The sequence below is a fragment of the Streptomyces sp. NPDC051940 genome (assembly GCF_040680895.1).
Classification (GTDB): Bacteria; Actinomycetota; Actinomycetes; order Streptomycetales; family Streptomycetaceae; genus Streptomyces.
On record NZ_JBFAXR010000067.1, the window covers coordinates 14,512 to 39,844 of the forward strand.

14 protein-coding genes are annotated in these 25,333 nt (G+C 69.6%); 3 read left to right on the forward strand and 11 right to left on the reverse strand.

Going from position 1 to position 25,333, the window contains the following annotated elements; all coding sequences use genetic code 11:
- Position 1 precedes the first annotated feature (1 nt).
- Complete coding sequence (locus tag AB0M28_RS24340; RefSeq protein WP_365408662.1) at positions 2-790, forward strand: DUF3050 domain-containing protein; 789 nt, start codon at positions 2-4, stop codon at positions 788-790.
- Here the strand turns inward: AB0M28_RS24340 and AB0M28_RS24345 are convergent.
- The 3 genes from AB0M28_RS24345 to AB0M28_RS24355 all read right to left on the reverse strand — a co-directional run bounded on the left by AB0M28_RS24345 (position 785) and on the right by AB0M28_RS24355 (position 4,104).
- Positions 785-1,438, reverse strand: a complete 654-nt coding sequence (locus tag AB0M28_RS24345; protein WP_365408665.1) for a response regulator — start codon at positions 1,436-1,438, stop codon at positions 785-787. The two genes, AB0M28_RS24340 and AB0M28_RS24345, sit on opposite strands and share 6 nt — an antisense overlap.
- 423 nt (positions 1,439-1,861) lie before the next feature.
- Entirely contained in the window at positions 1,862-3,406 is a 1,545-nt protein-coding gene (locus AB0M28_RS24350) for an MFS transporter (protein WP_365408667.1), read from the reverse strand.
- The gene (locus AB0M28_RS24355) at positions 3,403-4,104 is read right to left on the reverse strand and encodes an LppX_LprAFG lipoprotein (protein WP_365408669.1); all 702 of its coding nucleotides are present in this window, start codon (positions 4,102-4,104) and stop codon (positions 3,403-3,405) included. Before AB0M28_RS24355 ends, AB0M28_RS24350 begins: the two co-directional genes overlap by 4 nt.
- Positions 4,105-4,925: 821 nt before the next feature.
- Here AB0M28_RS24355 and AB0M28_RS24360 point away from each other — a divergent pair.
- The gene (locus AB0M28_RS24360) at positions 4,926-5,213 is read left to right on the forward strand and encodes a hypothetical protein (protein ID WP_365408672.1); all 288 of its coding nucleotides are present in this window, start codon (positions 4,926-4,928) and stop codon (positions 5,211-5,213) included.
- Positions 5,210-5,356 carry a hypothetical protein gene (locus AB0M28_RS24365; protein WP_365408675.1) on the forward strand — a complete coding sequence of 49 codons (147 nt, stop codon included), beginning with the start codon at positions 5,210-5,212 and terminating at the stop codon, positions 5,354-5,356. The genes AB0M28_RS24360 and AB0M28_RS24365 overlap by 4 nt, the downstream gene beginning before the upstream one ends.
- A gap of 606 nt (positions 5,357-5,962) precedes the next feature.
- On the opposite strand, the gene AB0M28_RS24370 is transcribed toward AB0M28_RS24365, so the two are convergent.
- The 8 genes from AB0M28_RS24370 to AB0M28_RS24405 form a co-directional block, all read right to left on the reverse strand.
- Positions 5,963-6,565, reverse strand: coding sequence for a transposase (locus tag AB0M28_RS24370; protein WP_365408713.1), 603 nt, complete (start codon positions 6,563-6,565; stop codon positions 5,963-5,965).
- Entirely contained in the window at positions 6,520-7,065 is a 546-nt protein-coding gene (locus AB0M28_RS24375; RefSeq protein WP_365408678.1) for a winged helix-turn-helix domain-containing protein, read from the reverse strand. The genes AB0M28_RS24370 and AB0M28_RS24375 overlap by 46 nt, the downstream gene beginning before the upstream one ends.
- 522 nt (positions 7,066-7,587) lie before the next feature.
- A complete protein-coding gene (locus tag AB0M28_RS24380; protein WP_365408681.1) occupies positions 7,588-9,819 on the reverse strand; it encodes a UvrD-helicase domain-containing protein in 2,232 nt (743 codons plus the stop codon).
- Positions 9,816-16,667, reverse strand: coding sequence for a DEAD/DEAH box helicase (locus AB0M28_RS24385; RefSeq protein WP_365408684.1), 6,852 nt, complete (start codon positions 16,665-16,667; stop codon positions 9,816-9,818). The genes AB0M28_RS24380 and AB0M28_RS24385 overlap by 4 nt, the downstream gene beginning before the upstream one ends.
- A 109-nt stretch (positions 16,668-16,776) precedes the next feature.
- The gene (locus AB0M28_RS24390; RefSeq protein WP_365408687.1) at positions 16,777-17,631 is read right to left on the reverse strand and encodes a hypothetical protein; all 855 of its coding nucleotides are present in this window, start codon (positions 17,629-17,631) and stop codon (positions 16,777-16,779) included.
- A gap of 150 nt (positions 17,632-17,781) precedes the next feature.
- A complete protein-coding gene (locus tag AB0M28_RS24395) occupies positions 17,782-18,906 on the reverse strand; it encodes a DUF3696 domain-containing protein (RefSeq protein ID WP_365408690.1) in 1,125 nt (374 codons plus the stop codon).
- Positions 18,899-20,083, reverse strand: a complete 1,185-nt coding sequence (locus AB0M28_RS24400) for a DUF262 domain-containing protein (protein WP_365408692.1) — start codon at positions 20,081-20,083, stop codon at positions 18,899-18,901. The genes AB0M28_RS24395 and AB0M28_RS24400 overlap by 8 nt, the downstream gene beginning before the upstream one ends.
- 38 nt (positions 20,084-20,121) lie before the next feature.
- Positions 20,122-25,272: a class I SAM-dependent DNA methyltransferase gene (locus AB0M28_RS24405; RefSeq protein ID WP_365408695.1), complete on the reverse strand. Its 5,151-nt coding sequence runs from the start codon at positions 25,270-25,272 to the stop codon at positions 20,122-20,124.
- Positions 25,273-25,333: the final 61 nt, after the last annotated feature.

Consider the following 25,333-nt stretch of genomic DNA (forward strand, 5'->3'; position numbering starts at 1 on the left):
GATGAGTACCAGCCGCTACAACTGGAACCGCACCCACCCCGGCCTCGTCAGCCTGCAGCACGCCATCGAGCCGGTCCGGCGCCAGGTCGTCACGCATCCGGTCTACCGCGCGCTGGACGACCTGCCGCGGGTGCGGACCTTCCAGGAGAACCACGTCTTCGCCGTCTGGGACTTCATGTCCCTGCTCACCTCACTCCAGCGCGCGCTCACCCGCGTCGAACTGCCCTGGGTCCCCAGCGGCCCCACCGCGAGCCGGCGCCTGATCAACGAGATCGTCCTGGTCGAGGAGAGCGACGAACTCGGCGACGGCTACATCAGCCACTTCGAGCTCTACCTCGACGGCATGACCGCCTCCGGCGCCGACACGTCCGTCGTGGAGGCGTTCCTGAAGCACCTGCGCGCGGGTGAGCCGGTGGCGGCCGCCGCCGAACTCGCCGACGTCCCCGGGCCTGCGGCCTCGTTCGCCGCGACCACCTGGCAGATCATCGAGACGGCCCCGATCCACTGCCAGGCGGCCGCGTTCGCCTTCGGCCGCGAGGACCTGATCCCGGAGATGTTCCAGCAGGTCGTCGGGATCCCCGACCCGGACGGGCTGCTTGGCACCTTCAAGGACTATCTGGCCCGCCACATCGAGGTCGACGGCGAGCAGCACACACCGATGGCCATGCAGATGCTCATCGACCTGTGCGGTGACGACCAGGCGAAGTGGGACGCGTGCGCGGTGACCGTACAGAGCGCGCTGGCGGCCCGGGTCGCCCTGTGGGACGGGATCCTGCGGGCGCTGTCATAAGTCGTCGATGCGGACCAGGTCGTCCTGAAGGGCACGGATGATCAGGGCGGCCTTGGTCGGCGCCTGCCGGCCGACGTTCGCGTACTTGATCCGGATGCGCTCGATGTAGCCGTTGACCGTGCGGACCGACAGCCCGAGCCGGTCGGCGACCATCTGCTTCGACCCGCACAGGAACCACTCGATGAGGACGTCGGTCTCGCGCACGGACAGCCGCGGACGGGCGAACGTCGGCGGGGTGTAGGGCAGGTCCGCGGCCGCCGCCTGGATGGCGGCCACGAGCCGGGCCCGGCCCTCCGCCTTGGGGACGTAGGCGAACGCGCCGATGTCCAGACAGGTGTGCGCGCACTCCCGCGCGTCGAGGGTGGTGTAGACGATCACCCGCCGCCCGTCGTCGACGAGGCGCCGCAGTTCGGCGAAGGCGGGCCCGGCGAGGCCGCGCTGCAGATCGCAGACGACGACCTGCGCCTCGCGGCCGGCCCCGGCGAAGGCGACCCGCGGCTCCGCTCCGGACGCGACGACACTGATCCCGGCCCGGATGCACCAGGCCCTGACCCCTGCGATGACGGCCGGCTGGTCGTCGATGACCACTGCGGTGACGGGCACCGGGCGGACGGCCCGGTCTCCGCGGAGCGCGAGTGAGATGGTCACGTTTCCCCTTTCAGCGTAGGGATTGCGGCCCGCAGTTTCTTCCCACCACCACCGGCGCACCACCGTTCCGGCGAGTTGTCATGACCGCTACGCAAAGGGGATCCCGATGGATGCGCTTACCCGGGGGTGTTGACGGCCGTGCGACGCTCTACGGCGCCCTGACGGAGACGTGCCGGGCGGGTTTCCGACCGACAAGGACGCGTTCGGCCTCGGCCTGGTCTTTGACTTACGAACAAGGGCCGTGACGGTGATGTCACAGCCCTCTTCATGTGCGTATGGAAAGTGCTCGAGGTCAGACACGCTCCTTACGCACATGCCCCTGCTGCCTGGCCGGCTGAAACTCCGGTAGCCGACGCCGCGCCGCGGTCTCAGACTGCCCTGAATCGACTGTCGGACTTGGTGACGGAGGCGTCGGCAGGCGGTTCACTGCGCCGACTCGTCGAAAGTCCGGCCGCCGAGTCCGAGTGCGCACGCGGCGCCGAGCGCGCAGACCACGGCCGTGACCCGGAAGATGTCGCTGTACTCCGTGTGCAGCGCCACGTCCAGCGCATGCTGGTAGGCCGGCCACGCCTTGTCGAAGTCGGCCGTGCCCGGGACCGGCATGTCGAGGTCAGCCGTCAGCGTGTGAAAGCGGTGCAGCCCCCATGCCGACAGCGCCGCCACGCCGACCAGCATGCCGATGGTCCGGGAGAGCACCACCGCGGCCGAGGCCACCGTGTGCTGGCTGGGCTCCGTCGAGTCCAGTACCGCCCCCGCCACCGGCGCGATCGCCAGGCCCAGGCCCAGGCCCGCGATCACGAGGTCGGTCTGCGCCAGCGGAAGCGGGCCGACATGCGCGTCCAGCGCCCGCAAGGGCCAGGCCGCGATCAGGAAGTAGCCCCCGGCTGCCACCGCCATGCCGACGGCGGCCACGGCGGCATGCCCCAGCCGACGCCCTGCCAGACCTCCGATGACGGCACCCACCGGCAGCGCTGCCAGGAACCACATCAGCAGCAGCGCGCCGCCCACCGAGCTCTTGCCCAGCAGCGACTGCGCCACCAACTGCCCGTCCACCAGCGTGACCAGCAGCGCCACGCCGGCGCAGAAGCTCGTCGCCATCGCCGCGGCGAAGGGACGCCGCCGCATCCGCCGGGTGTCGATCAGGCGCGTCTGACTGCGGCGCTCCCACAGCACGAAGGCCGCCAGCGCCACCGCGCTGCCGAGCAGCAGGGGCAACCCCCAGCGCGGCAGCACCGACTTCTGCGGGTCCTGGTTGTCCAGGGCCGCCACCAGCAGCGCCAGCGCCACCGCCAGCAGACCGCCGCCGACCAGGTCCGCGCGTACGCGGGCGGCCCCTGCGGCAGCGGCGCTCCCGGCCGGCGCGTCCTGCTCAGCAGTCGCCGCGGCGGGCACCGTGAACTCGATGACGACCGCCGCGACCAGCACGATCGGGACGTTGACCCAGAACACCCCGCGCCAGCCCGCAAGCGCCGCTACGCCGGCCCCGTACAGCGGGCCGAGCACGCTCCCGAGTTCCTGCGCGGCGCCCACCGAACCGAGCGCCACGGGCCTTGCCCGGCCCTCGAACAGACGCCCGGCCAGCGCGAGCGAAACGGGAAGCAGCGCACCTGCCGCCACGCCCTGCGCCAGCCTCCCCGCGACCAGCAACGGCAGGCTGTGCGCACTCGCGGTGAGCGCCGAGGCGGCCGCGAAGACGACGAGGCACCACTGGAGCACCCGCCGCGGCCCGAACCGGTCCGCGGTGTGCCCCAGCAGCGGCATGGCAGCGACATAGCCCAGCAGGTACGCGGTGACGATCCCCGTGGCCCGCTCCAGATGGTTGAGCGGGATGCCCAGGTCATTGGTGATCGAGTTGAGCAGGGTGACGATGACGTACGCGTCCAGCGACCCGAGCAGCGCGACCACACCGGTGACACCGAGGACAGCGTGCCGCCCGGTGAGCGCCCTCCTGGCGTCGACGGCGCTCACGGGGGCGGGGCGGTGATCGTGACCGGTGCGTCGAAATCGGAGAACGACGCCGTCACCGATCCGCTGCCTCCCGCTGCCGTCCGCACCGGGAACGCGACCCGCACGAGCTGCGACGACGACACCGTCAGCCACAGATCGCCCTGCTCGTTCTCCGAGGCTCCGGGCACCAGTGTCGCCAGCACCGGCTGCGCCAGCAGCGCCTTGATGTGGTAGACCGACTGCCCGTCCAGAGTCTCCCGGTCCACCGTCCGGGCACCCGTCGCGGTCTGCAGCAGTTTCACGACGCCCTTGTCCGGGTCCAGGATCGCCTCGGGGTTGTAGACCGCGGTGGCGACCTGCAGCGGGACCTTGCTGTAGCCGCCGGTCGCGCCCTTGACGTAGGCCGTGGAGCCCACGATGACGAAGTCGATCTCCACGAGGGCGCCGCTCTGCGACACGGACGCCGTGCCCTGCGCGTTCCCGGCACGGGTCAGCTGGCCGGTGGCCTTGCGTACGGCCAGACCCGTGATCTGACCGCTCGTGTTGATCGAGAACCGCATCGACTGCACCGCGGTCATCGCCGTCGCACCGCTACTCAGCAACTGCGCGGCTGCCGGAAGGTTGGTGGCCTCCTTGCTGCCGCTGCCGCCACTGGAGCAGCCGGCGAGCGGGAGCGCGAGTACGGCCATGACGGCCGCTAGTGCCCGGGGAGTTCGCATAGTCGGATGCTAGACGTCGCTCGGCGTCAGCGGCAGCGGTTCCAGGGCACAACAGGCCCTCGGCTGACGTGGCATCACTTGACAGTCAAACCACGCCAAAGTAACTCTCGCGCCAGCGGGCCGGATATGGGTTCCGAGGGAGCTCGCCACACGGTCGCGACGTCGAGGCCGAGGCTCAGGCGCCGGCGAGCCGTGTCCGGGCGGAAAACCCGATTCGACACCCGGATGCCCACCGCCCGTCCCGCGGGAGGGATCCCTAGGGCCCAGTCGGATGATCCACGATGGGAGGTATGGCAGCTGCCCCCGCGGGCCGGCGTTATGCCCGGCCGTACGCCACCCCCGACAGCCTGGCCGCGCTGGCCGGCCCGGTTTCCGGCGCGCTGCGCATGCCGCGGCACCTGGACTGATCGGGACACGCCGAGTACGACCTCGACGCGCCGGGCCGCGTCGTGGATCTGTATCGCACCGTCATCGTGGAGGCGATAGCCCCCAAGGACCTGCATGCGTATCTGGACGCCGCGACCCTGCGCCGGCTGTGGGGGTAACTGTGGCTGCCCGCCCCGGTGCGCGAGGCATGGGAGGGCCGCTTCCCCGGAGCTGGCCCAGATTCGCCGCCTGGCCCAAGCCGCCTGACCGCGCGCCGCCATGGAGCCACGCCACCGCCGGATCACCGAGGTCGCCTGCAAGACATCGGATTCGATGAGACGGCGCTGGGCGTACGGCAGTCCGTCGCCGACTGCCGCCCGGCGCTGCGCGCCGACCAGCGGCGCACGCGCACTCTCACGATGATCCTCGACTGACACGGCCAGTAGGGCAACATCATGGCGACCACCCGCCCCCACTCCGACATCGCTCCCCTGCAGCCGATCCCGGCCCTTTTCCGGTGGATCGGCCCGGGCCGCAAGCCGACCCAGACCGGCCGGATCGCCCTGACGGACGCCCGAATCCTGATCGCCCACCTGGACACCGGCGACAAGATGGACGAACGCATCGGCGACCGGATGTTCAGGACCAAGTCCAGCGAAGAGCTGCCCCGCCTGAACCTTCTCGTGGAGTGGTTCAAGGCCGCCCGGCTGCTGCGGGTCACGCAGGCCGCCTGGTGCCGGTGAAGAAGAACGCCCGCCTCACCCGCGCCCTGAACGACGCGCACGTCCCCTGCCCGTCCGCCGCCGACCCCGACCGCAACCCGCACCGCTCCGGCACCGCCTGGACGCTCACCGCGGTCAGCGCCATCCTGGCCAACCCCCGCTGACGTGCGCGATCTGCGGACGCCGGATGGAATCCTGCTGGGTCTTTCAGCGCCCCGCCTACCGCTGCCGCCACGGCCACTCCAGCGCCACCCCACGCCCCACCGACGGCCCCCGCAACGCCTACCTGCGCGAGGACCACGCACTGCCCCACCTGCCGGCCCTGCTACTGCGCCTGCAGGTGCCCCGACACCTCCGGGCAGCGACGCGCTCGCGCCCGCCGATCGCCTCCGCGCGCTGGACATCAACCTGATCTACGACCCTGCCGACCAGACCCTCACCTCCGAAACCCGGACCCGAGAAAGGATTCGCCTCAACTGACCCGCCCACCACCTGCGCACCTACCGAGGGTGGAAAGCAGAAACACCCGCCCCGACCACAGGTCAGAAACGGGTGCCGCTCCAGACTGCCCGGAAACCAGACAGCCTGGGGAAAATACGTGTCCGAGGTCAGACACTCGCGAAACGCACATTCCAGTCATGCGCGGTGAAATTACTTTGCCACAGTAGGTCGGCATCTGGATAGGCCCGCGCCCTTGGCGGGTTCCGCTCGCTCCGTAAAGGCGTCAGCTTGGGCAGCGCGCGAGGCCGTCCCCGGCCGCGGCGGATTACTCAGGTTGAATCCGTGGTGTCCGGTGGGTCGATCAGGCCCGTGAGGTCCAGGCCGGTGGGTGGCAGACAGCCGGTGACCAGATGAGGCTGGTACTGGATCTTCTTCAGCTTCCGCTTGATGACCTGGGTCAGGTGCACCAGATCGGCCGCGGCGAAGGCGGATAGTGCCCGCTTGAGCAGGCTCCAGATGCCCTCCAGCGGGTTGATCTCCGGCGCGTACGGCGGCAGGTGGAAGATGGCCAGCCAGTCCCGGTGTTCCGCCTCGAAGTCGAAGAGCTCCTGCTGCAGGTGCACGGAGAGGTTGTCCCAGACCCACACCACGGGGGTGCCGAGCTGCAGGTGCACCGTCCGGATGAAGTCCCGGTAGTCGCTCCAGGCGAACGTCTTCACCTCGCCCTTGCGCCGGTGGTAGCCGTGCAGCTTGAAGAACAGCCGCGGACGCTGCCCGGGTTTGAAACACACCGCGCCCGCGATGTTGACCCGGCCTCCGCGTCGGCCGGCCACCCGCACGACGGGTCTGGCCCCGCGCGGAGCCCAGGTCCGCCCCCGCGGCGGGATCAGCGACTGGCCGCACTCGTCCGCGAAGCAGACGTGGGCGCCCAGGTCGTGCGCGGTACTTTTACCCGGGGCCACACCTCGGCCTTCCACACCTCGATCGCCGCCTCGTCGCGCTCCAGCGCCCGCCGGACGGGCACCTGGCAGCTCCAGCCGTGCCGCTTGAGCAGCCGCCATACCCCCTGCAGGGTGTAGCCGACGTGGAACAGCCGGCCGATCAGCAGCTTGACCCGCTTGAGGGTCCAGCCCTGATGCTCATCATCGAAGCCGTGCGCCAGCGGCCCGCGCCGAAGCTCGGCCTCCAGCCGCTGCCATTGCTGCGGCAACAGCTTCTCCACCGACGGCGGTCCTGCCGGGGCCAACGCGGCCGTCCCGCCCTGCCGCCAGGCAGCCCGCCACCGGCGCACCGACCGGTCCGTCACCCGTAGGTCCACCGCGATCTGCGAGGTACCCGCGCCGGCCTCGAACCGCTTGGCCGCCTCCAAACGCACCGCTTCCCGCCGGCCCTGCTCGGCCAGCGTCAGCCCGCCTCCTTGCGCATACCGCATGCAGCGGTCGTACCGCAGGGATCAAGCCCCGTCACGACCCACCGGACATCGCGGATTCAACCTGAGTACTCACCAGACTGCGACTCCGGCGATGGACCGAACATTCCAGCGAATGGATCGGGCTCGCCGGTGTCCGGGGTGAATCCTGCCGCCATCAACCGCTGGGCTACCCGCACATGGACAAATCGATGCGTTCCGTTCGCACCTACCCGATGCGCGAAGTCATTCTGGAGTAGCCGCACGAGGAACTTTGCGAGATCCGGTTCATGGAATTCCCATCGGAGATCGCCGCGCTTCCACACTGCAACCGGCCACTGATTGGGATCCGCCTCGCCAGTGAGCCAGCAATAGATGCTGCCAGCCGGGGTAATCCGAGCGCGGGTCGAGGATGCCCAGCCGTGGGGGCCTCTGTTCAAGGTCGAGCGGGTGTGCTATTCCGTGGAGTGACCACGTCGAGGTTACCGATGGGTACGCTCGGTCTCGTGAGTGCAGTGGCCAGAAGGCCCGCACTTCCGGGGGACGTCACCCCCCGCCCAGCAGCGGCTGCAGGAAGCGGCTAGGGGTTCCGTGCCAGAAGATGGCCAAGGAGTCACGCGACCGGGTGGCCGCCACGAACAGCAGAGAGCGGGCTCGCTGGATTTCGCGCCGGTAGCGCAGGGCGTCTGTGCGTTTGAGCCGGAGTACAGCGTCGCGGGGTACCAGGCCTTCGGTGACTCCAGCGATGATCATGCGCTGGTATTCGAGGCCCTTGAAGCGGAACATCGTGCCGATGTGCACACCCTCATCGCCCCGCGGGCCGTCCGGTCCGATCTCCACGGCGCTGATGCCCGACTGCGCCAGTGAGTAGGCGACCTCCTGGGCCATCGTGTTCGTCGGCACGCAGATCGCGATCTGCTCGAGCGGGATGTCCTCCCATGCGGCGATCAGCTCGGCGATGGCCGCGCGCTCGGACTCCCAGTCGGCGCTGGGGTGGAGTTCCGGCCGAGCCCCGCTGAGCACCGACCGGTAGCCTGCGAGATTCTCGTCGCTGCCGTCGAGGTCGTCGAACGACTCTCCGCTGAGCACCTCCAGTGCGGAGCCGAGAATCTGCCGCGTCGTACGGTAGCTGAGCGTCAACTTGGCCGAACGGCCGCGGATGTTGATGCCGAGGCTGCCGAGCGTCACCTGGTTGTTGTAGATGCGCTGATGGGTGTCGCCGACGAGGAAGATGTCGTTGCGGTCTTGAGGGGTCATGGCGCGCAGCATCTTCCAGTGGCCGGGGCGCAGGTCCTGTGCCTCGTCCACGACGATGTGCCGGTACCGATGGCGCAGCCAGCCCGCCGAGCCGCCCATCAGGTGGATGTTGTCGAGCCCCCCGGCCTCCTCGCGCTGCCGCTCGATCTGCTGGATCCGTCGTTCCCGTTCCAGCTCGAGCCGGGCGGCTCGCTCGGCCACCTGTGCCCAGGTCTGCCGGCCGAGGCGGTCTAGCCGCTGGGTGAACGCCTCGGACAGCTGCCAGATCTCTGCCCGCTCAGGCCGGGTGACGTTGCGGCCGCGTCCGGCCCGGCGGGCTCGGAAGTAGTCGGTACGGGACGCCACGGCCTGGCCGAGGATCACCTGGGTCCATTCGTCATGCAGGAACTCCGCGTCCCAGCCCGTCCCGCCGCGTTCGTCGAGCATGGACCGCCACTCGCGCAGCGCCTGGTTGTCATCGATCGTCTGCTTGCTGCTTCCGGGCTCGGCCTCCCGTACCACGCGCAGGGCCAGCTGATCGACGTGGCTGATGTCCACCCGGGCGAGCAGCTCCTCGCCACCGAGTTCGACGAGCCGCGCCCGCAGGTCGGCGGCCAGGTTCTTGTTGTAAGTGGTCAGCAGGACCGGCTTGTTGCGTCCTGGCGGGAGCTGCTGGACCAGGTGCTTGACGCGGTGCAGGGCGACGATGGTCTTGCCGGTACCGGGGCCGCCGCCCACCCGTGCCGGTCCTGAATAGTCACGCGCCACCAGCTTGGCCTGGGTGGGGTGCAGGAAGACCTTCCAGCGGCCGAAGTTTCCGCCCTCCAGCGCATCGCGCAACGCCTCGTCAGTGGTGGTGACCACGGTGGCCGGGCGTTCCACCGCCGCCTGGAAGTCTTCGGTGTCCACCGGGTCCGGTGCGGCGACCGGAGCCGTCACCTGTTCCAGAACTTCCTCGTGAGACTTGCCGTCGAACAGCGAGAGCAGGACTTCGCCGGTCAGTTGAGGCGCGTACTCGATGAGGCCGAGGAGCTGTTCCTCGGTGGTGAGGGTGCGGACCACGGGTACCAGGGGCGCGGCCACGCCGAGGTCGGTGAGCTGGTCGTTCGTGAAGTGGGCGAACAACGGCTGGGGCTGGGCCGGCGGCGCCGGCGCGGGAGTCGGCTGCGGGGGAGCGGACCGCCGCAGCATGCTCTCTTCGACGACCTGCAGGTCGACGTACTCGATTCCGCCGGTGATCTGGTTGATGCCGTAGGCGAGCCGGTCGAGGTTCTCGTAGACCTCCTTGCGGTGCTTGACGGAGACGATCAGCCAGTCATCGTCGGCGAGACGAAGGAGCAGGGCGCGGTACTCGTCGTTGATCCGGGCGCACCAGAGCCGGTTGTCGCCCTTCAACTGCTTCAGCTGCAGGCCCGTGGCCCGCGGGTTCGCCTTGAACTTGTGCTGGAAGTCGTACAGGGCGCCCTTGACCGTGCGGGGGAGCTTGAGGACTTCCTTGTCCGCCTTGTCGAGCAGACGCAGCGTCACACTCGTCGTGTTCATCGGTGGTGCTCCCCGTGGGTCGGGCCGTTCTTCTGCTGGTTGTGTCGGGTGCTGGGCGCCGTGAGGCGATCCGCTAGTTCCTGGATCGTCCAGGACCGTGCGGGTCTGACGTCCCAGCCTGCTGCGGCGAAGGCCGTGTCGCGGTCCTCGGCCTCGAAGTCGGGCTCGGCGCAAGTGGTCCGGTGCGGCAGTACGACCGCGATCTTCGCGGTGGGCCAGGCGAGTTCGGCCATCCAGCCGTGGGCGTCCAGTTCGAAGCCGTCGACCGGCACGGGCACGCCCAGTGCGGCCAGGCCGGCCGCCAAGTGCTGCAGGTCGGGGTCGTCGGGGTCGAGGTACTCACGGACTGCGGCCCAGTTCTCGCTTGTCCCCGAGGCCGCCGCACCGGCCGGTACGGGCTCAGTCGGCTCCGTCCGCACCGGCTGCGCCGACTCGGCGACGGCGTAGGCGGTCGGCTCCTCGGCAGCGGCCTCCGCCCGGTCGGGCACGAGCTCCACCCGCCTGGAGGCGAGCCATCCGGAGCCGCCGGTGACGGCCAGCTCCTCAACGGCGAACCCGGGCAGCATGCCAGTGGTCAGCTGGGCGCTGTCACCGCCGCCCCGCTCGAGGAACTGCAGGAGGTTGTTCCAGTACAGCCAGGCCCGCCAGCGCTTCCTGTGCCGCGCTTCGTCCGCGACGGCGGCCGCACTGTCGTCGAGGAGGGTCAGCGCCGTCCACGCCGGCGGCTTGCGCCGGCCGTCCGCCACCGCCACGAGCCTGCAACCGGAGTCGTCCGCCACCGCGAGCAGCTGCAGCGGTCCCCCTGCGCCGGCGGGTCGGGCGCCCCGCAGCGCCGCGTCGATCTGAGCGCCCACCGCCTCGGGCGGCAGAGCGGCCTTGTGCCCCTGCACGCCCGTCAGGCCGGCCGCCGCCGCCTCCGCACGCGCCCCCCACAGGTCGGCGTCGGGCGAGCGCAGATAGGCCAACAACATGTCGGCCGGATTGATCCACACCGATTCGGCCAGTTCACCCGGCAGCCTCCCGCCGACCTTCGAGTAGTAGCCGCGCGCCTGTGCCTGGGCGCGCTCCCCGTAGGGCCGCCAGACGGGATGGGCCGGGCCGGAGGCGGCGAATCCGGTGTCGCGTACGCGGGTGCGCCACTCCTTGACGTCGAAATAGGTCAGCTGGAAGACCCGCAGCCCGTTCGCGCGCAGCCGGGCGCGCTTGCGTGCGTCGTCGGTGAGGCGGTTGTGCCGTTCGCTCGCGTGGAACTCGTATCCGTCGAGGTAGAGGGCGACACGGGGCCCCGGTGCATCGAGGCGTTCGAAGAGGACGTCTGGGCGGGTACCGTCCAGGACGCGCTGTTGCGAGACCCGCCAGCTCAGAGTCTTGCCGTCGGTCCCGGTGAGGCGCAGGTCCAGTGAGTAGGTTCCGGCCGCGGTCGTGTAGGCGTCCGCGCTCGCCTTGGCGTCCGGCTGCTGCACCCACTCCTTGAGAGTGTCGATGAACATGACCTCGAGATCGCTCTCGGCCTGCTGTTCCAGCGGAATCTGGTGCGTCGAGACGAGCGGCGAGCACTTCCAGGCCTCCCCGCCCTTCCCGAGCAGCTCGTCGAGCATCTGCCGGACCTCGTTGCGGCTGACCTTGTCGTAGTCGGCGGCCGGTACGCGGCGCAGCAGACAGCGGTGGCAGCCGTCGAGGCCCTTCTCGATGCAGGGACAGCCCTCGATGACCTCGCGTGCCTTGAGCAGCACCTCGCGAAAGCCGTCTGCCGAGGCGAGCCGGTGCAGGTAGCCGGTGCCGCCGGGGAGCCTGTCGTACACGACGAGGAAGCGGCGGGGCCAGTCGGCGTGGCCTCCGTCCGGCATGGATGCCGCGGCGATGTCGATGTGGTCGGGGTCGCCGCCGTAGCGCGCGGCGATGCCGACGAACAGGGTGGCGGTGAAGGACGCGAGCCGCTCCTTGGCGCGTGCGACGGACGCCGGAAGGAGGATGCGTACGGCCTCTGTCGTCAACTCGTGCGCCAGCAGCAGCGGTACGTCCTGACCCCCGCCCTGGTTGTCGTCGCCCGTGACGCGGGTCTTGCGGCGCGGGCACCACAGGAGGTGGTGGGCGCTGGCCCTGGTGCTGGCGGCGAGCGACTCGGTCAGTGCGTCGTGCGGACGGTCGGCCACCGGCTGACCCTCGGCGGTGGCGCCGCCGCAGCTCGTACACACGTGGAAGGGGTTGAGCCGTACGTCATCCCCGGCGATGGGTACGGTGCTGCTGCCGTCCTGCCGGTCGAGTCCGAGGTTGAGGGTGCGGATGACGGCCCGCCGGGTGAAGTCCACACCGAAGACCGCCGTGTCGTGCCGCCACGAGCCGGGGACCAGGTGCACAGGGTCGATGTCGACGGTGGTGAGCATGGCGTACCGCCTGCGCTCCCGCTCGTCGCGGTCGTCCCGTACCCGCGCGTCGTCGCGCTTGTCACGGGCGATGACCCGCCTCGGTTCGAGTACGTGCTGTACGCAGCCGGCGTCCGCGATCTCCCGCCCACCGCAGCGCGGGCACGGCGAGGCGTCTGCCTGCGCGTTCTCTGTCCGCACGTAGCCGCAGCCAGGGCACAGGCGCCACACCGACCAGGCGCGGCGCTCAGGGCTGCCGATGTCGAGGGCGCGTACGAGATGTCTGTAGCCGTTGACGTAGAAGCTGTTGCCGGGGGCGAGTTCGGCGAGGGCGAGCTTCCGGGAGCGTTCGTAGTCGCGCACCTCGCTGCGGTACGTCTTCCTGGCGCCCTCGACGGCCGATTCTCCGGGCTCCTCCGTCCAGTACAGGGTCGCTTCCAGCTGGGTGGTCGTGTCGGCGAGGCTGTAGTTGGGGAGCAGGCCCAGATCGACGAGAGCGCCATGGGCGCTGGTCTGGCTCAGCTCACGCAGTAGATCGCCCGTGGAGCGGCGCTCCGCGAGCAGCTCCCGGTACTCCCTGTCCTGTTCGGGGTCGCTGCGTACGAGGCCGTCCATGGCGACGTCGATGGCGGCGATGCGACGACGCAGCTCCTCACGCCGCCCCGTCCAGCTCTCCTCCGCCTCCTGCAGGGCACGGGCGATACCGCCGGTCGCATAGGCCCTCAGTTCGGCCGTCGCGTGCTCGGTGACCGAGGAGCCGTCGGCTCCGACGGCCGGGAAGAGCGCAAGGAAGTCCTCGACGAGCGCCGCGCCGCGGCTGAGTGCCGCATCGGACAGGTCCTGGCACCAACCCGAGGTTCCGAACAGCGCCGAAACCAGGCGCGGTACGGGCTGCAGCCGCTCGCCGTCCGCCGTGGTGAGCGCGGAGCGCGCCGCCAGGTCGAGGAGGTGCGCGGTGTACTGGCGGCGGAGGATCTCGACGGCGGACAGGTAGCAGCCCGGCGGCACGATATCCCCGGCGATCATTTCGCGCGGCTCGTCCAGGTAGTACAGATCGCGGGCGCGACGGCCGCCGAAGGCGACCACCAGCGCGTTGCCCGTCCTGCGGCCCGCTCGTCCGGCGCGCTGGACGTAGTTCGCCGGCCCCTTCGGCAGGGAGCCGAGCAGGACGGCCGACAGATCGCCGATGTCGATGCCGAGTTCAAGGGTGGGGGTGCAGGACAGGACGTTCGGGTCGGTGTAGTGGGTGCCGTCGCGGAACGTCCGCTCGACGCGTTCGCGCTGCGGCCGGGTGAGCATGCCGGTGTGCTCGGCCGTGACCACCCGGAAGGTGCTGCCGGTGCGGTAGAGCCGCCGGTAGTAGTCGCCCCGGTAGTCACGCAGCCCGGAACTGCCGAACGAATCGATGACCGACACCTCGGCGTCGGACGGGCGCAGCGTCCCGGCGCAGCGGTAACGCGGGCAGGGGTGCCCGTACCAGCGGGTCTTGCGCTCCGGCGGCACCACCTGCTGCCAGCCGCAGTCCGCGCACGCCACGAAGGCCTTGTTGACCACCGCGTCGTCGAGCAGCCGGACCTCGATGTGGCCGGGCTGCAGTCCGTACACCTTGGTCGCACGGTCCTGGGCCGTGCGTACGGCCAGGACGTGCTCGTCGGCGAGCGCCGGCAGCAGCCGCCGCAGGTATTCGGTGGCCCCCGCGGCGTCGAGGCCGAGGCAGCGCCGGGTCCAGTCCTGGTACCAGCCGAGACGACCCGTCGCGGTGTCGAAAGTCGACCTGTCCTTCTGTCCGTCGAGGAGGAAGCGGGGCGGTGCCACGCCGTCCGGGAAGGCGGGCATGCCGTCCGGCCGGCCGCCCCAGATCCTGAACCGGGTGACTCCGCCGTCCCTCATCCAGGGATCGAGCCACCGGTGCCGTACACCGCCGCGCATCCGCAGCCGCTCCAGCAGTCCGCGCACATAGGCGAGATACCGCTCGGGTGTCGGCAGCGAGTCCGCCACGACCAGCTGTCCCGGCAGCGCCAGGTGCACGTCCCGGGCGAGCTCCGTCACCCGGTCCGGGGCCTCGATGGCGACCTCGGCTGCCGCCGTCCGGGTCAGCTCCAACGTGCGCCCGAGACGCGAACGCAGCCCGAACTCCATCACGGCGGCAAACGCCAGCCGCTCTCCGATCAGCTTCCAGGTGCGGGCGTCCCCGGTGCCGCGTCCCGACAGCAGGCGGTCCACGCCGGGCTCGTCGTGCAGATCCGGCGGTACCACCGCGGCCAGCGTCGAGCCGTCGTCGACCGAGTCGAGGATGTTGCCGATGAGTTCGTTGAGCGGGAGTGGCGCCCCCGAGTCCTCGAGGTTGTGCGCGATGAGTGAGCGGAGCGAGAACTTGTACGAGGCGTTCGCCACATATCCGGCCCGGTGGGCGGCGTCCTGAGTCGAGTCGTTGAAGAGGAGCGTCTTGCGCTCCTCCGGCACCAGGGCGATCTCGCCGCCCGTGAAGAGCTGGGTGACCGTGGCCGACGCCAGGGCGGCCAGCGACGTACCGAGGAAGCGGATTCCGTTGTCCGTGCTGCAGGCCGGGCAGCGGTCGTCGACGGCCGCCTTGTCCGCCGTCTTCTTGTCGAGGATCGCGAGAGCGAAGCAGGCGTCCTGCAACTCCCCGTCGTCGCCGGCGACCGGCATCCGGTAGGTGCCCTGTGCGCCGTCGAGCACCACGACGGACATCGGGTCGATCGCGCCGGGGGCACTCTTGCGGCCGCTGAGCGCGTCGAGGGCGGCCTGCTTCTCCGCCTCGGTCGCGGCGATGAAATACCGGATCCGCCGCTTGTCCCGGCCCACTCCGGCCCGCCACACCTTGTCCTGGGCCATGGCCAGTGCCTGCGGATCGGCCTCGGGAGAGAGCGCGGCCCATCCGGAGCGCCCGCAGTGGCGGCAGTAGACCGAAGGCAGGTGCACCGCGGCCGGTCTTATGGCTGTGTCCGTCCCGGGTACGGCCTGGGCACGCCGCGCGCTGCCGGCAGGCCAACCGGCCGAGGACTGCTCCCCGTTCTCGTCCGTGGTGGGCGCCGCGGCGAGCGCCGCCCGTCGGGCAGCCGTGCGATCGTCCTCGTACCAGCGGAACTCGGGGCTCTGCCCCACTCCGCGCAGTACCCGCGTCACCGGCCGCACCCACAGGTGCGCCTCGATGTGGAGCAGTGGGCGGGGGCGCTTCTCATCCGACTCCGGATCCCGGGCGGCTGAGAGGAGTGCCACGAAGCGCGCAAGGGCCTGCAGCACCAGCCGCGGATTCTCCCGGGCGGTACGCCCCCACGCGTATCCGAACCGGCCCATCCGGTCTCGCAGCTCCCATTCCCCGTGCGGCTCGCCGTCGAGGAGGGAGAGCACGCCGTGGGTGAAGTCATGCCGCTTGAGGAGCCGGCCGATCTGAAAGGCGTCAAGACCGCGCCGCCCCAGCAGCCGCTCCGCGAGCCCGTCGAGGTCCAGTGCGTCCGGCTGGGCTTCCACCCCCGGACCCCCGGACGCCTCGATGACCTCCTTCGGCGTGGGCGGCTCCGGCAGCTCGTAGTCCACCTCGCCGGTGAACTGGCCCGCGGTCAGCCGCTCCTCACCCACGACGGACTCCGCGGCGAACGGCATGCCGAAGACCTGAGCCGCCACCTCCAGGATCTCGCCGCCGCCGGTCGGTCCTTCACCGAGAGTCGCCGAGGTCGCCACGGGGCAGATCGATCCGAGGGGCCGCCCGGGTTCGCTGCGCCCGGTCGCCGAGGCCAGCCGGCGCAGGAGCATCGCGACGTCCGTGCCCTGCGCCCCGTCATAGGTGTGGAACTCGTCGAGGACGACGTACGCGATCTCGGCGCCCTCCCACAGCGCATGGTCCTCGCCGCGCTGCAGCAGCAGGTCGAGCATCTTGTAGTTCGTGACCAGAACGTCGGGCGGGGACTGACGCATCGCTTCGCGCCGCGTCAGCACGCGCCGGAAGTCGGTGTCGGGGCGGTCACCGATGTACAGGCCCGCGGTGACCTGTGCCAGCTCGGGCTGGGCCAGATAGTCGCCGATACGCCCCGCCTGGTCGGTGGCGAGTGCGTTCATCGGGTAGAGCAGCACCGCCTTGACCCCGCGGTGCCCGCGCGCCTTCGCACGCCGGCAGTGGTCCAGCACGGGCACGAGGAAAGACTCCGTCTTGCCGGACCCCGTCCCGGTGGTGATCAGCGTCGGCCGGGCGGCCCCGCGCAGGGTGCTCAGCCGTTCCCACGCCTTGGCCTGATGCCGGTACGGAGGGAACGGCGGCGTCCACTCCAGGTACTGCTGCCATCCGTCTGCGGCGGGGTGGAACGGCGTCCGGATCCGCATGAAGGGACCGCGGAAGATGCCGGTATCCGGGTCCCCGAGGAACCTCTCCAGAGCGCGACGCGCGGGGTCGTCGGTGAGGGCGTAGGTCGTCGTGAGGTACTGGGTCAGACTGCCACGCACCTGCGCGGCGGCCAGCGTGGGCCTCACTTCGGTCTCCCTGGTGCCGGGGATGGGCTGAGCTCTGTCAACCGTATATCCCCGCGCGAATCCCGTCCCCCGGTTCGATCACCGTGGCGCTGCGCGGACCGTCCCCAGGTCAGGACTCGCGGTCGCTGCCCGGCTTCGGTCCTACGAAGGCGAGCCGGAAGGCCATCCGCTCGGGCACCAGGCGGAAGTACAGGCGCCCCTTGCCTGGTGTCATGCGTCCGTGCCAGGAGAAGACCTCCTCCAGCCCGTCCGACGCGGGGTCGGCGAACGTGCACAGGTGGCGTCGGCTCTGCGACTCCGGGGTGATGTGGGGGTTCTGCCAGTCTGGCTCGGGCGAACGGTCGAGGTCCCAGTGGTCGGCGGCGGTCGACTGGAGTTCGGCGAGGAGCCCGCGGACCGGCCGGAACCACTTCACGTCGAGGCCCAGCAGGTCGCGGTCGAAACGGGGCAGCCGTTCCAGAGCCGGGAAGAACTCGTCCCAGGCCGCGAGGAGCTCCGACGGGTTGGTGAGGGCGGTCAGTCCGGTGCTGCGCGCCCACGGCTCGTGTTCGTCGGCCTCGGCAGGGCTGGAGCAGTGGCGGACCCGGTCCTTGTGATACTCGATGTCGTCCTCACCGAGGCGCTCGATGTCGACGTCGAGCCATGAGGTCGCCCACTTCGGGGATACCGGGAGACTGAGGGCGAGACCGTCCATGAGATGGGCGGCGCCGATGCCCTTGGCGGGCGTGCCGTCGTGGAAGTACTCGATCCCTGAGGGTTCGTGTCCGGCTTCCTCGAGTACGGGGTCGAAGGGCGACCGCCGGTTGCGGAGGGCGAGGAGGTAGCGGTGCCGGTCGCGGTTGCGGGGTGAGGCGTGGATCCACTGCTCGTAGACGTACCCGCGGGCAAGTTCGGTGCCGGGCAGCGGGCTCTGCGTCGTTAAGGACAGGCTCTGCCAGGAGCTGAGGTGCCTGAGCGTGTCCACGAAGGTCGCCATTGCCTCGTCGACACGTCTCGGGCCGGCGTCCGAGGCACAGGACAACTCGTTCAGGAACAGCGACAGCGGCACTACGCCCCCCAAGAGCGTCTTCAGATCGGCAGGTCGGTCCCGCGGCGGAGCGGGCGTGTTCGCGGGTCAGTCGAGGAGCTGCTCCAGGGAGTTCTCCCACTCGTCGAAGAAGCCCTTCGGCCAGTCGCCGAGCATGCCGTCGGGGCCCATTGCGGGGCTGACGACCTCGGCGGTCTGCCCGTTGCGCCGGAAGAAGTGCACGGCGGTGGAGGCGGCGGGGATCCGGCCGTCCTTGACGGCGATACGCAGACCGTTGAGCACGTGGTCGGAGTGCGTCTCCATGACAACCTGGGCGCCTGCCGATACGGCGGCGACCGCGAGGTAGGCGAGCCAGGTCTGGCCCTGGGGATGGAGGTGGGCCTCCGGGTTCTCCAGCAGGATCAGCGAGCCGGGTTGGGCTGACACGCAGGCGACGACAATGGGCAGCGCGTACGTGAGGCCGAAGCCGACGTTGGTCGGGCGGTAGCGGTTGGAGGCGGAGACCCCGGAGCCGAAGCCGTAGCTGAGGCGGACGGTGTCGGTGCCTCGGATGTCGTCGGCGGCGACGTTGACGCCGGGACACAGCCGCTGCATCCAGTAGTCCGTCGCCTCGAGGAGCGAGGTGGAGGACCCCTCAGGAAGCCGCAGCGACATGGCGGTGACCCGGTCGTCCTGATGGGCGCGCAGGAAGTTGACGGTGTGCTCGCCCCGGGCGCCGAGGAAGCTGCGGCGGACGGCAGCGTCGTGCGAGCGGGGGTAGCTGACGTCGGGGACGATGCGGTCGGCTTTGAGGTACTGGAATCCCTGGCCGAAGAGGGAGGGCAGGTCGCGGGTCGCCCAGGACGCGGGACCTCCGGGGCCTGCGAGGAGGCTGAGGAGGTCGTCCTCGCGGCCGTACCTGGCACGCCAGGCATAGGGGATGTTGCCCTTGACGACCGCCAGCGTGATGTCCGGGTCGTCCTCGGTGTACGCCTCGTGCCGCACGTCCTGGCCGGTGCCGAGCTTGACAAGGTCGCCGTTGAGCAGCAGGCCACCGGAGTCGTCCGCCTCGTCCAGCAGGCCCGCCTCGTGCGACTGCCGCAGCAGGGCCAGGGACTGGAGCACCGTGCTCTTGCCGGAGGAGTTGAGCCCGGTGAGGAGGGTGAAGGGCGCGAGGCCGATGTCCTGGCGGGCGAACGCCTTGAAGTTGGTGATGCTGATGCGCTCAAGCATCCTTCAGCACCTCCTGGAACATCTCGTCCAGCATACGGAAGCGGAGTTTGACCTTGCCGGCGTCGCCGGTGCCGGCGGACACGGCGTTGAAGAAGTCGGAGTTCTCCATCAGGCGCAGGAATCCCTCCTCCACCTGGGCGTTCCGTGAGGAGAGGGTGCGGACCTGGTCCTTCGAATACCGCGACAGCGTGACCGACTGCGACTCGAAGAGGGCCTTGTTGACGGGGCTGCGGCGGGTGTAGTCGCGGAACCGCTTCCTGAAGGCGTGCTGGCCGAACACGGCGGCACTCGCGTACATCGCGCCCCTGAAGGTCGCCCAGAGCTCGCCGAGCTCGTCGTCCGACCGGCGGTTGAGGCTGTGCATGGCTTCGCGCAGAAACCCGTCGAAGTCCTGCCCTGTGTAGTCATCCGGTGAGGTGAGGGAGAAGGCGAGGAAACGCAGACACATCTCCCGGTCGGACATGCGCTCCGCCGACACGCTCTGCGCGGTGGCCATCTGGAAGGCGTCCGAGCGGGCCAGAGCCGCGAGGAAGTGACGGGCCTCGCCCGGGATGAGCGCGTGTCGAAGTTCCTGGCGGGTGAGGGGACGGCCGCCCGTGTTGATGCGGGCGAAGATGTTGAACTTGACCTCCTCCGGCGTCCCGCGCCGGATGAGGAGGACCACCAACTCCGTCTCTTCTATGCGGGTTTGGAGGCGTCCCGGGAGGTCGTCGAACGTGTAGCCGTTGTATTCGGCGAGGTACTCCAGGCCGGTGAGGCGAAGCGGCTCGGCGTCGATCGTCTCCGGCGCCACGAACCGGGCGATCGTCGAGAGCCGCTGGACGCCGTCGACGACGGCCCAGGTGTCGTCGTCGCTCTCCGCGGCGTAGAGGGTGGGCAGGGTGATGCGCAGGAGCAGCGACTCAATGAGTCGACTCTGCGCCTTCTGCGTCCAGATCCCGGCGCGGCGCTGGAAGTCCGGGGCGAGGTCGATGGTGTTGCGCCGGATCCTGTTGAGGAGGAGCGCGACCGTGGGGTTGCGGGTCTGGACCTCGATCAGGTCGGGGTCGAAGGGGCTGTCGATCCGCTCGCCGAGGTCCTCGGTCTCCACGTCAGTGCTGAAGCCGGCGTCGTCCAGTTCAACGCTGATCTTCGCTTGGCGGTTGGGCACTGAGACGTCGAAGAGGCCTTCAGGCATGGGGAGGGGTGGTTGCCTCTCTGCGTCGTCGCGGGCGGTCATGATCCGTCGTCCTTGGTGTGCATGGTAGCCAGGGCGGGGGCGTCGGCGGGTGGCGATTGCGCGGATCGCGCGGGGGGTGTCCATAGGCCGGCGGCGATCTCGGAATCGAGGCGGGCTTGGAAGGTGGCGTGGGCGGCACGCATTTCTGCTTCGCGGTCGGCTTTGTAGAAGGGGGCGGTGTAGCCGGTGGGGGGTGGGGTCGTTTCGAGGGCGGCGAGGTGGTCGAGCAGGTCGGCGTAGTCCTGCTTGGACTGGCCGTGGCCGAAGTAGTTGGGGTTGGCTGCGATCTTTCGGCCGTCGGCGTCGAAGTAGGTCTTGGCCTCGTAGTCGGCCAGGATGGCGTAGCGGGACTTGAAGATCGCGGCCAGCTGGTCGGCGGTGATGCCGAGGCAGACGGCGACAAGGGCGTCCAGCTCGACCATGGCGGCGCGGCGTTCGTGCTCGGTGCGGAGTGGGGTGTTGTAAGTCCAAGTCGCCTTGAGGCCAGCAGCGAGGGGCTTCAGGGCGGGCCAGGTGGGGTTGGCCCAGTCCTCGTAGCCTGCCCAGCGGGGGTCGAAGAGGTCTTCCCAGAGGGGGGTGTAGTGACTCGTGATGGCGTTCAGCCGGAGGGTTCGGAGGAGGAGAGGAGAGGCCAGTGGGTGGGCTGGATCCGGGGCGGGCATTTTGCGGGCCTCGGCAACCTGGAGATCGGATCGGCCGGTGATGCGAAGGAAGTAGTCCAGCGGGAGGGAGGCCCAGAAGCCCGCCGTGAGGCAGGTGAGGCGGTCGTCGGGCAGCGCCAAGGACTGGACGGTATGGACGTGGGCGGGGCCCGGGGGGATAAGAGCAGCATGCAAGCAACGACTACTGTCAAACGGGATCATGCGACGCCACACCAGACGGAAATACTCTGTCGACCGGCGATCGCCCCAAAGGTCTTGGGCAGATTTGTAGGTAGCCTCTGACGTTGCGCGGGTGTAGTTGGTAACTGGGGTGAAGTCGTGAGGCAACGCGGTTGGGGCGATGAGTTGCCAGTCGCGGTTGCTGCGGCAGGGGATGCGCGGCTGTTTGGCGAACGGTTGGCCTGCGGCGAAGTGAGGTCCTTGGAGGACGACGTCGGCGATGTTGGCGGAGGGCTGGTTGACCCAATGGATCAGGCCGATTTTCTTGGCATCGGTTTCAAGGAGTCCGATGGTGATTCTCGGCCCATATGTGCCGAGGCGATGCGGATAGGCAGCGAATGCCTCGATGGCATCCTGCTCGCGGGCGAGAACCGGGTGCAACAGTGGAGCGTGAGATGGGGGACCAGGTGCCTCGGTCAGCGCATGCCAGCTCGCCAACCGATCCGCGTTGACGTGAATCACACGGTTGCGGTGCGGGCGGATGTCCCACAAGCCGTTGTGTTTGATGCCGGGGATCTCCCCTGCGCCGTCATGTGTTAGGGAGTCAGGCAGGACCTCGGCGTCACGCAGTTCGCTGAGATGCAGGAAGTTGGGTTCCTGTGGCGCCCCGTAGATATGCATTCCGAACTCTTGAGACCAGTTCAGGTCGTCGAAGGCCCAGCGGGACGAGTTCACGAAGTGTCCGTGTACCCGGAGGTGGCGATAAGCGTCGGCGCGAATGGCGCCCTCGCGCACTCCACTGAAGTGGGTGTCCGGATGGATGAGCCCAGCGATTCCTCGCGGGGTAGCACTTTGTCGCCAGACCTGCGCCATGAACGCTCTGTATAGATCGCCACGGGTTCCGGCCAGGAGTGGATATACTGCTCGACTGCTCAACATGGTTCGGATTCCCGTGTTGGCAGTCAATTCGATAAGTACATATTCGGGACCGTCGAGGCTTCCTGTCAGCAGCTCCTCCTTACGTAGCCTCCAATCTGCGGCCCCGGGCTTTTCTGCCAACATGAACCATGGCTCTAGCTCTGCAAGGACTGCGCCTTCCTGCCAATCCGGACGAACCCATGGCGGATTCCCCAACTGCAAGTCATAGCCGCCCTCCGCGAAAACCCCGGCGTATTCCAACTCCCAGTGAAAGAAGCCCTGCTGTTCCGCAACATCCCCCGCCACCGCCACCCACGGATACCGACTCTCTAGCCAGTACGACCGATCCATCCCCATCCAGTCCGGCAGCTCGTCCTCGTACGCCTCCAGCTCGTCCAGCGTGTCGAACGACGTCACCAGCGACCCCGCCGGCACATCCTGCGTGCCCAGCAGCGACTCCGCGAAGTCCAGCCAGTCGTCCAGGTCCGCCAGGGGGATGACGGACCGGCGTTCGCCCTTGATCTCCTCCTTGCGGCGGCCCACCCGGCGCTTCTCGACATCGCCGCGCTTGACCTCCCTCACCGTCACGTTCCCGAGGAGGTCGACCTCCTCGTACGTGCGGATCACATCGGAAGCGGATACGGAGGCCGTCGCCGAGGTGGCCTCCGACGTGCCCGAGGCCTGTACCGCCTCCGCCCCCCGCCCGTACACCGCAGCCGACCCATCGAGCAGCGCAGCTTCCTGAACCGGCCAGAACCACAGCGCACACCACGCGTCCATGACCGTCTTCAGCCGCCAGTACGGCGTATCCACCGCCTCCAGATCCGCCAGGACCTTCTCCCGAGGCACAGCCTCCCGCGGCGCCCGGAGCCAGCCCTCCTCCGCCCCCCACACCTCGATCTGCCGCGAGATCTCCCGCTCCGAGATCTCAAGGCGGCGTACCACCAGCCCCCACAGGTACTCCGCCCTCCGCGCCAGCCCCTGAAGCCGCGCCGTCTGCCTGGCGTTAGGCGACTTCGTGATCGCCTTCCGCCACGCACCCAGCGCCTTCGCCGCCTCCGGCGCCAGCGCCTTCGCCTCCTTCTCGGCGGCGACCGCCCCCCACTCCTTCGCCGGAAGCAGGAAGTGGTGGACGGAACCAGACGGCAGCTCAGCCCCCGCGACCGCCTCTGCCAGCGGGAAGCGCTCAGGCGTGGTCCCCAGCCATCCACCCTTCTTCAGGCGTTCCGCCGCGTACACCTCCCGCCGTCCGCCGATCAGCGAGTTGCCCCGCCGCAGATGCAGTCCGAACCACGGCGCCTCCATCCCCGGATGCATCGTGTTCAGCCACAGCGACACCTCCGCCAGCTCCACCGCCGTCTCGTTCAGGTCCACGCCGTACGAGTTGTGCAGCGCGATATACGCCTTCGCCTTCTGCAGCTCGATCGCGTACGACTCCGTGTCGATCGGCGTCCCCAGCTCCTCCTGCCTGCGTCGCAGATACTCCGCCGCCACCTGGTTGATCGCCTCGTTCAGGAACGCGCCCGACCCGAGCGCCGGCTCGCAGATCTTCCAGTCCAGCAGCTCCCGGGCCGGGGTCACCGTTCCGTCCTGGTCGAGGCGGTGCTGCAGCGCCAACTGGACCGTGACCTTCGTCAACGACTCCGGCGTGTAGTACGAGGCCGACGTCTGGCGGTCGCGGCCCGACAGGCGGTACACGAACGAACCGGGGCGGTACCGGACCCGAACGTCCGCGCCCGTGTCCTCGTCCCGCCGGTGCACGAACACGCCGTCCGCGTACTCGTCCGCCTTCGACGCCGGGACCAGCCACGACCCGTCCTTCGGGTCCCCGCCCTTCGCGACCTCGTACAGCTCCTCGCCCGCGACGAAGCCCGAGTACGACATCAGGCCCTCGTACACCGCCCCCAGCTGGTTGATGCCGAGCTGGGCGTACGAGATGAAGCCTCCGCGCTCGCCCTTCTTGCCCCGCGTGAGCATGAGCAGGCGCAGGACCTTGTAGAGGGTCGCGTTGCGCAGGCGGGTGTCCAGGTACTGGGTCCCGTCCGTCGCGTCCTCGTCGACCCGCGGGTCGGGGATGGAGGTGCGGCCGATCAGGCGGATGGACTCCGGCTCGAACAGCTTGGAGTGCAGAGGCTCGAAGCGAAGGCCGATGTCCTCCGACTCACCCTCGACATCCGCCGCCTCTCCGTGCGTCCGACGCGGACGGTACCCCTCCTGGACCTTCCGGAAGAGCAGGTCCAGCGACTCGTACAGATAGAACCCCTCGCGCGCCTTCTCGCCAACCAGGTCACGCTCGGCGACCAGCTCCCCCAGCCGACCCAGGCCGTATCCCTGGTGGTACTCGGGATAGTCCGACGGCAGAATCCCCAGCTCCGGACGCGCCTCCGCGTACAGCAGGAACAGGATCCGGTACAGGTACCGCAGCGACTCGCGCGTCAGCTCACGCGAAAGCTCCGGCAGTTCCGCCACATCCTCCAGCCGTACGCCCTCTTGCGACCGGACCCGGTCCAGGACCTCGTTCGAGATGAGCTCCACGCTCAGCCGCAAGCCGTCCCGCAGGTCGCTCGACACCCCCACGGCGTGCTTCGTGGACTTGTCCACCAGCGAGGCGAGAGGGTTCTCGCCGCCCTCCTCGGGTGTGCGCAGCGAGTCCGCGCCGAACAGCGCGGCCACCGTGTCCAGTTCGCCGCCCGCCTTGGTATCGTTGCGCTCCAGCGCGGCGTCCAGGGAGGCCGCCAGGTAGCGGCCCTCACCCCAGACCGCGCGGTCCGCGAGCACCACGACGCCGCCGACCAGCAGCAGGACATAACGCGGGGCGTCCTCCGAGGCGAACAGGAACGACGCCAGCTTCGAGCCCGTCAGCACCCGCGACGACGCATCCAGCTGTACGGGGTGCAGGAGGCGGCCGGCGCCGTCCGGGTCCAGGGCCGCGTCCGGCTCCGCCGCCCAGCCGCAGTCCAGGGCCACCAGGCCGGGCTCGCAGTGCGCGACCACGACCTCGTACTCGTGGTCCGCTCGCGTCACCGTCAGCGTCGCCGGCTTCGCGTCGTAGCCGAGTGCCCGCAGCACCGAGGCGTTCAGTGCGGTCGCCTGCTCGCGCCACTCCGGGCGGTCGTAGGTCGCGGAGTCGTCGGTGTCCCCGGCTGAGGCGCCCTCCCCGCCGCCGTCCACCGCCGCTTCCGCGAAGAACGCCCGAGCCTTGAAGTACGCGCGCCGCAGCTCCCGCAGGCCCGCCCGCGGAGTTACGGGCAGTGCGTCCGGCTCGCGCTCACCAGATGACGCCGAAGACGCTTCCTCCCGTTCCTTCCACTGCCCGAGCAGCCCCGACTTGAGGTCCTTGGGGAAGACCTCGGCCAGATAGTGCGCGGAGAAGTAGTCGCCGCGGTTGACCAGTGAGTCGTACGTCATGGCTGGGTGAACCTCGTCTGCGTGGCGCGTAGCTGCGTACGGGCGTAGGCGCTTGGCGAAA

Excerpts from the sequence above, each read along its gene's own strand:
- AB0M28_RS24395 (WP_365408690.1), bottom strand. The coding sequence starts at position 18,906 with ATGCTTGAGCGCATCAGCATCACCAACTTCAAGGCGTTCGCCCGCCAG.
- AB0M28_RS24375 (WP_365408678.1), bottom strand. The coding sequence starts at position 7,065 with ATGCGGTATGCGCAAGGAGGCGGGCTGACGCTGGCCGAGCAGGGCCGG.
- AB0M28_RS24405 (WP_365408695.1), bottom strand. The coding sequence starts at position 25,272 with ATGACGTACGACTCACTGGTCAACCGCGGCGACTACTTCTCCGCGCAC.
- AB0M28_RS24340 (WP_365408662.1), top strand. The coding sequence starts at position 2 with ATGAGTACCAGCCGCTACAACTGGAACCGCACCCACCCCGGCCTCGTC.
- AB0M28_RS24360 (WP_365408672.1), top strand. The coding sequence starts at position 4,926 with ATGGCGACCACCCGCCCCCACTCCGACATCGCTCCCCTGCAGCCGATC.
- AB0M28_RS24355 (WP_365408669.1), bottom strand. The coding sequence starts at position 4,104 with ATGCGAACTCCCCGGGCACTAGCGGCCGTCATGGCCGTACTCGCGCTC.
- AB0M28_RS24400 (WP_365408692.1), bottom strand. The coding sequence starts at position 20,083 with ATGCCTGAAGGCCTCTTCGACGTCTCAGTGCCCAACCGCCAAGCGAAG.
- AB0M28_RS24380 (WP_365408681.1), bottom strand. The coding sequence starts at position 9,819 with ATGAACACGACGAGTGTGACGCTGCGTCTGCTCGACAAGGCGGACAAG.